Here is a 323-nt window from a genome sequence, read left to right as displayed (position 1 = left end):
CGGCGCGGTCGCCGAGCGGTACGACCACGGCGTCGGCGCCGAGCGCGGTCAGCGCCTCGGCGAACTCGGACGCTTCGACGCGTACGGACGCCTCGTCACCGACGATCGCCCAGCGGCCACGGGGCGCCGCCTCGGCCAGAGCGGTGACGGGCTGCACGGTGGCACGGTGACGCCCCCCGGCGCTCAGCGAGCGCTCCCGACCGCGGGCCCGCCAGGACGCCAGCGCGGGAACGAGCGGTTCCAGGGTGGTGACCGGGACACCGAGCCTGGAGGCGAGTCCGGCGGTGTCGCCACGGTCGATCGGGTCCCAGAACGCCTCGTCG

General features: G+C 76.5%; 1 protein-coding gene. It reads right to left on the bottom strand.

The window, feature by feature from the left end:
- Window positions 1–323, bottom strand: a 323-nt coding sequence (locus PUR56_RS10815) for a hypothetical protein (protein WP_329948719.1), incomplete at both ends; no start/stop codon positions are given.

The sequence above is a fragment of the Streptomyces sp. BE303 genome (assembly GCF_036290945.1).
Classification (GTDB): domain Bacteria; phylum Actinomycetota; class Actinomycetes; order Streptomycetales; family Streptomycetaceae; genus Kitasatospora.
The sequence above is the reverse complement of the archived record's forward strand: the minus strand, read 5'-3'. Positions and strand labels throughout refer to the sequence as shown.